At 63.4% G+C, this 6,065-nt stretch carries 7 protein-coding genes; 4 read left to right on the top strand and 3 right to left on the bottom strand.

The annotated features are described in order from the left end of the window. On the bottom strand, positions 1-496 hold a 496-nt coding region (locus EOA22_RS38900; protein WP_245478642.1), incomplete at its 3' end, for a class I SAM-dependent methyltransferase. On the opposite strand from EOA22_RS38900, the gene EOA22_RS16725 reads away from it, so the two are divergent. Beyond that, complete coding sequence (locus EOA22_RS16725) at positions 495-1,463, top strand: hypothetical protein (protein ID WP_244514288.1); 969 nt, start codon at positions 495-497, stop codon at positions 1,461-1,463. The two genes, EOA22_RS38900 and EOA22_RS16725, sit on opposite strands and share 2 nt — an antisense overlap. Before the next feature lie 8 nt (positions 1,464-1,471). On the opposite strand, the gene EOA22_RS16720 is transcribed toward EOA22_RS16725, so the two are convergent. After that, complete coding sequence (locus EOA22_RS16720; protein WP_027163205.1) at positions 1,472-2,098, bottom strand: TetR/AcrR family transcriptional regulator; 627 nt, start codon at positions 2,096-2,098, stop codon at positions 1,472-1,474. Positions 2,099-2,222: 124 nt separating this feature from the next. Between EOA22_RS16720 and EOA22_RS16715 the strand changes: the two genes are divergently transcribed. The 3 genes from EOA22_RS16715 to EOA22_RS16705 are packed head-to-tail and all read left to right on the top strand — an operon-like array spanning position 2,223 to position 5,839. Beyond that, positions 2,223-3,410: an MFS transporter gene (locus EOA22_RS16715; RefSeq protein ID WP_063170196.1), complete on the top strand. Its 1,188-nt coding sequence runs from the start codon at positions 2,223-2,225 to the stop codon at positions 3,408-3,410. Between the two features lie 12 nt (positions 3,411-3,422). Continuing rightward, entirely contained in the window at positions 3,423-4,700 is a 1,278-nt protein-coding gene (locus EOA22_RS16710) for a D-arabinono-1,4-lactone oxidase (protein ID WP_024504859.1), read from the top strand. Continuing rightward, a complete protein-coding gene (locus tag EOA22_RS16705; protein ID WP_164755558.1) occupies positions 4,700-5,839 on the top strand; it encodes an alanine racemase in 1,140 nt (379 codons plus the stop codon). The genes EOA22_RS16710 and EOA22_RS16705 overlap by 1 nt, the downstream gene beginning before the upstream one ends. A 4-nt stretch (positions 5,840-5,843) precedes the next feature. Here the strand turns inward: EOA22_RS16705 and EOA22_RS16700 are convergent. Beyond that, a partial coding sequence (locus EOA22_RS16700) for a GyrI-like domain-containing protein (RefSeq protein ID WP_164755501.1) occupies positions 5,844-6,065 on the bottom strand: 222 nt, incomplete at its 5' end.

Below are 6,065 nucleotides of genomic sequence, written 5' to 3'. Positions count from 1 at the left end.
CAATCCGCCATTTGAGCGCGTGGAAATTCTCGATCCCGCCGGCCAGAACCAGAGCTTCGATGCCGCACAGATCGTCCGCCGTTTCCGGTCGTGCGAAGACGCGGATCGCTGCGCGCCTGCCAGGCTTCAGCACCCTGGCGACCTCGCCAAACAACGAACTGCGCGCCGCCTGGGAAGCGACCGCCGACAGGCATCCGTCGCCGATGACGGCGTCGATGCTTGCGCGGTCCACGGGCAGGTTAAGCCAGTTGCCGGCGATTGCCCGTCGCGAGCCGTCGTCGCCAGCCCATACGCCGGAAATCATGGCCGCCGACTGGTCGACCGCCAACATCGACTTGCCCAGAACTGCCAATTCCGGGGTAACCCCCAAGAGAAGGACATCGGCATTTCCGAGATCAAGTTCGCGATCGAATATAGCGACGGTTTCCGCTGTCGGCCGGAGCGGCGCTTCCAGAAGTTTCCAATGGCGGTGGTAATCGTCCCAATGATTTGTCATGCAATTCCATTGGCCCCCTGCACGCCTGGATTTTGGATATCACCGGGGCTTAATAGAGGTCGTTGGACAAGCCAAGACATTTCAAGGCATCTACAGACAGTCCAGGAGGTGGATAGTGGCGCGTATCGCCGTGATAACGCATGAGCATGACAGGTTCCTGGGCAGGCGCGATATTCTGCTGCGCAGGAGCAGCCCATACATGCTGTTCGACATTCTTGCGGAATTGAAAAGGCGCGGCCATTCGGTTCGGGTTCAGCAAGGCCTGTCGAAGCCGGTCAGCGCCGATATGGCGGTATTGCATGTCGATGCCACGGTGACGCCAACGGACTATGTCGACTATGCCCGGTGTTTTGCATTCTGCCTCAACATCGGCGCCGCCGACATATCCAAACGGCGGATCAGTGGTGCATTGATCGACAAAACCGACAGCTGGCAAGGTCAGGTGATCGTCAAAAGCAATCTCAACAATCGGGGAATCCCGGAGACGCTCCTCAACCGGCGATCCGAGCGCGCGGGCAAACAGCCGCCGTTTCCGCATTTGCCAATCTTGCACCCCTATGAGATCCACGGATCTCTCGGCGACGTTCCAGACGGCGTCTTTGATTGCGACGATCTCGTCGTGGAAAAGTTCATTCCGGAGAGAGAACCCGACGGTTTTGCTGTTCGTTTCTGGGTGTTTTGCGGAGAGCGAGAGCGCTGCACCCGCTACGTCTCCCCGAACGGCCTGGTCAAGGCATCGGAGACGATCCGGCGCGAGCCCGTCCCGGTGCCCGACGAACTGCGTGAGCGCCGGCGTGAACTCGGCTTCGACTATGGAAAATTCGATTTCGTCATGCATGAGGGCAGGGCCATCCTCCTCGATGCGAACAAGACTCCCGGCCGTCCGCAAAATCTCGTCAAGATGTTCGCGGCCGGCGCTTCGGATCTGACACACGGCTTCGAAGGCCTCGTCCATCGGGCGAAATAGGCGCGGCTCTAGAGGAACAGCCGCAGCTGCGTGTGAATGATAGACCGGTAATCCTCGATGGTCCGGCGGCTTTCCGCTTCGCCCTCGGCAAGCGCCAGGCGCACCACGCCGCCGGCGAGCTGGAAGATCAGCAGAACCATGCGTTCGAACTGCTCGCGCCTCTCGGGCTCCAGCAAGGCGATGACATGGTCGCAGAACATTTTGGCTTGGTGCCGCGTTTCGGCGAGGTCGAGGTTCTTGAGCGCCTTGTCGGCCTGGATGGCGTTCTGCAGATCCTGGATGGCCGGATCGCCGGCGACACGGCTGAGATAATCATCGAGCAGCCGGTCAGCGGCCACGATGACATCTTTCGCCTCGTGGATTTCGGCGATGATCGTCGTCAGCCGTGCCCGGCTGACCTCTGAAAACCGCTCATAGAGCATCGCCAGGATCGCCGATTTGTTGGGAAAGTAGTGGTAGACGGTGGCGATTGGCCCGCCCGCCAGCATGCCGACCTCCTTCATAGTGACGGCGTCGATACCCTTTTCCCCGATCAGCCGCATGGTCGTCGACAGGATCGCGTCGATGCGCTCGCGGCTGCGTTCCTGCTTGGGCTTGCGCCTCGGCTCGGTCGCCATTCTCTTCAATTCCGTCATGCACCGATCTTTCGCACGGTTTTTAGATTCCGGTTGACAAGAAATATGATCAAGTATCAGTTTCTGAAATACTGACAGGTTGTCAGCTTTTTTGCCGCGCGGCAAGGACGTTGGGGAGGCGCCTTTGGCTTCGACAGATATCGGCCACGCAGGCAGTGGCGACTGGCTGGTCGGCAATCCGACCGGCTGGCAGCTCGCCTCGGCCCTGTGGATCGGTTCGGTCGGCCTGCTCATCCTCGGCCTGCAGCCGGTGCTGCTCGGAGCTCTCTACACCGAAGGCCATGTCAGCGGCGACGAACTGGCGCTGGTCGCCACCGCCGAGATGATCGCCATTGCCATCGGTTCGGCCGTCGTGGCGATGCTGCTTTCGGCCCACAATATGCGCTGGAAAAGTGCCGTCCTTCTGCTGCTGCTGGCGCTGGCCAATGTGTGGACGGCCTATGCCGCGAGCGCCAACATGCTGATTGCGGCCCGCGCCCTTGCCGGGCTCGCCGAGGGCGGTCTGGTCGCCATCGCCACCGAACTGATCGCCCGCTCGCGGCGTGCCGAGCGCATCGGCGGCTATTTCGTCACCATGCAGACGCTGGCGCAATGCGCGCTCGCCCTGTTGCTGGCGCTCTATGTCATCCCGGCCGCAGGGTCGGCGGGTGGCTTCATCGTTCTTGCCGTCGTCTGCGTCGTGTCGCTGGCGGTCGCTTTCACCGTGCCCGGTGACTATGCCGACCTGCCCAAGGAAGAGAATCTGGCCAATGTGCTGACGGTTCCCTCGATGACCGCGCTGCTGTCGGTCTTCTGCTACTTCATGTTCTTCGGCGCGGTCTGGGCTTTTCTGGAGCCGCTAGGCGCGCAATACGGCATCGATGGCCGCACCGTCGGCCTGATCGTCTCGGCCAGCCTCGCGGTGCAGGTCCTGGGGGCGATGACGGCGACCGCGTTCGAGGCGCGCATCGATTATCGCCTTGCCATCGCGGCGATCGGCGTCGTGGCGCTTGTCAGTTCCCTGGTTCTTGCCAGCAGCCCCGGCCTGACGACGTTCTGGGTCGCTGCCCTGGCCATGGGCTTTATCCTGCTGTTCATCGTGCCCTACCAGATCCGTCTGGCGATCACCGCCGACGAGACGCGCACCGCTGTGCTGCTGGTGCCGGCAGCCCAGCTGTTCGGCCTGGCGATCGGGCCGATTGCGGCGTCGCTGCTCATCGATGGCAAGGATTTCCGGCCGGTGCCGGAATTCGCCGCCGCCAGCGCGGTGGCAAGCGTGGCGCTGCTCGGTCTCTTCGTTCTTGTGTCACGTCGCCGTCGTGCGGTTGCCTGAGCGGGGAGCGCCATGTCGAACACTTGGAGCAACTGGTCGGGCTTCGTAAGTGCCGAGCCCAAGCTGATCGCCAGCCCCGGCGATGCCGGTGAACTCGGTGATCTCGTCCGGACCGCGCCCGGCCCGGTGCGCGTTGCCGGCGCCGGTCATTCCTTCACACCGCTGGTGAAATCGCAGGGCACGATCCTGTCCCTGGAGAGACTGGAAGGGCTGGTCTCGCACGACGCGCAAAAACATCAGGCGCGGGTGCGGGCAGGGACCCGGCTCGGCCCGCTCATGCACATCCTGCAAGGAATTGGCCAGGGCCTGCCCAACATGGGCGATATCGACCGCCAGGCGATCGGCGGCGCGCTGGGCACAGCCACGCACGGCTCTGGGCCGACGCTCGGCGCCTATCACACGCAGCTGGAGACGGTGCAGATCGTCGACGGCCTTGGCAAGGTCCGCGACTTCAAGCGGGCAGGGGATCGGGACATGATCCACGCCATCGGTGTTGCGCTCGGCGCTTTCGGCGTGCTCACCGAAGTGACGCTGAACAACATCGCGACCTACCGGTTGCGCCGCCGCAAATATGTGCTGCCGATCACCGAGATGCTGCGTGATTTCGAGGCGATGATGGCCGCGCATCGCTCGGCCGAATTCTACTACATTCCGTTTTCCGGCTATGCGCAGTTCATCGCCAGCGATTTCAGCGATGCCGCACCCACCACGCGGCCGCCGGAAGAGGACGAGGCGGGTTTGAGGACACTGCGCAGGCTGCGCACTTCACTTGCCTGGCTGCCATCGCTGCGTGGCCGCCTGATCCGATCGGCGGCCGCCAAATTTCCCGCCGAGGACTACGTGCAGGACTGGCTCAACGTCTATGCCAGCGACCGGCAGACCAAGTTCAACGAGATGGAATATCATTTGCCGTTCGAGGAAGGGCCGAAGGCGCTGGCCGAGATCATCGAGCTGACCGAGAAGCGCTTTCCCGAGGTCTATTTCCCGATGGAGGTGCGCTCGGTCGCGCCGGACCAGTTCTGGCTTTCGCCATTCTACAACAGGCTGACCTGCTCCATCGCCATCCACCATGACGCCGCGAACGATCCTTTGCCGTTCATGCGGGCGGCAGAGCCGATCTTCCGCAGATATGGCGGCCGGCCGCATTGGGGCAAGATGCACAGCCTGAAAGCGGCGGAGCTGAAAAAGCTCTACCCGCGCTGGGACGATGCCATGGCGGCGCGCCGCGACATCGATCCGGAAAACCGCTTCGTGTCGCCCTACATGGCCGGCCTGTTCGGCATCGAATGATGAGCACCTATTTTTCCACCCTCTCGGATGCGCTGAAGACCGCCGGCATCTTCCGACCCTGCCTGCTGCTCGACCGCGATCGGCTGGACGGAAACATTGCCCTGGTAAAAGGGAGGCTGGATCCCGGCCTGGCCGTGCGGCTGGTCGACAAATCGCTCGCCTGCCTGCCGCTGCTTGCGCATATAGGCAAGGCGTTTCGCCATGAGCGCTTCATGACCTTCCACCCGCCGATCAGCGAGGCGGTGCTGAAGGCGTTTCCGGATGCCGATCTGCTCTACGGCAAGCCGATGCCGATCGGTGCGGCAAGGGCTGCGCTGGTGAAGGGTGATGCCGACTGGTCGCGTGTCTGCTGGCTGATCGACAGCGAGGAGAGACTGGCGGAATACGGTGCTCTCGCTGACGAACTCGGCATCGGCCTGCGCATCGCTTTCGAGATCGATGTCGGGCTGCATCGCGGCGGCTTTGCTGATCCCGCGGCCTTGTCGAAGGCGTTGAGCGCGTTGCCGGCCCGGCTGCATTGCGAAGGCGTCATGGCCTACGAGGCGCATGCGCCGCTCATTCCCGGCCTTTTCGGCGGACCGGCAAAGGCATTGGCGGAGGCGTCGGCGCAGGCTGCGGCGTTCGTCGCCTGTCTCGGCGCCGACCAGCGCCGTATCCTCAACATCGGCGGCAGCAAGACCGCGCTGCTTCATCGTGGCGGCGCGGCCAATGAAGTGTCGATGGGCTCGGCCTTCGTGCTGCCCAGCGACTTCGATACGCCAGGCCTAGAAGGCTTCCAGCCGGCGGCCTTCATTGCCACGCCGATCCTGAAAGTGGTCGAGCCGATGCTGCCTGGCCCGCCGGCCGTCACCCGCCTGCTGCAGGCGCTCGGCCGGTTTCCGCGCAAGGGCTGCTATCTCTATGGCGGCAAGTGGATGGCCGAGCCGGTCTTCCCAGAAGGCATGAAGGCGAACGGGCTGCTCGGCCTGTCCTCCAACCAGCAATTCATGGGCTTGCCCGCCGACGCGACCGCAAAGCCCGGCGACTACGCGTTTCTAAGGCCGACGCAGAGCGAAGCCGTGCTGCAGCAGTTCGGGTCGATCGCGGTGTTTTCCGGCGGCCGGATCGCCGATCGCTGGCCGGCGTTGCCGATGGCCTGACCGACTACGCCTTCACCGGTATCCAGATCTCCAGCCCGCCCTTGCCGCTGCGCGGGTCGAATTCGGGGCCGTAGCGTTCGAATTCCGGCGCGTCCGCGATCTCATGCCCGGAGGCCGGCAGCCATTTGTTCCAGATCGTGTTGACCGTCCGGCGGATGGTCGAGATGTGTTCGCGGTGGGCAAAGACCGCATATTTCTGCGCCGGCACCCGCACCCGGTAGAAGTC

It is taken from the genome of Mesorhizobium sp. M7A.F.Ca.US.014.04.1.1 (assembly GCF_003998745.1).
GTDB classification, from domain to species: domain Bacteria; phylum Pseudomonadota; class Alphaproteobacteria; order Rhizobiales; family Rhizobiaceae; genus Mesorhizobium; species Mesorhizobium ciceri.
Note: the sequence above shows the minus strand (reverse complement) of the source record. Positions and strands in the feature narration are given on the sequence as shown.

Coding starts and splice junctions, on each gene's coding strand:
- EOA22_RS16725 (WP_244514288.1), top strand. CDS start 495: ATGCAATTCCATTGGCCCCCTGCACGCCTGGATTTTGGATATCACCGG.
- EOA22_RS16720 (WP_027163205.1), bottom strand. CDS start 2,098: ATGACGGAATTGAAGAGAATGGCGACCGAGCCGAGGCGCAAGCCCAAG.
- EOA22_RS16710 (WP_024504859.1), top strand. CDS start 3,423: ATGTCGAACACTTGGAGCAACTGGTCGGGCTTCGTAAGTGCCGAGCCC.
- EOA22_RS16705 (WP_164755558.1), top strand. CDS start 4,700: ATGAGCACCTATTTTTCCACCCTCTCGGATGCGCTGAAGACCGCCGGC.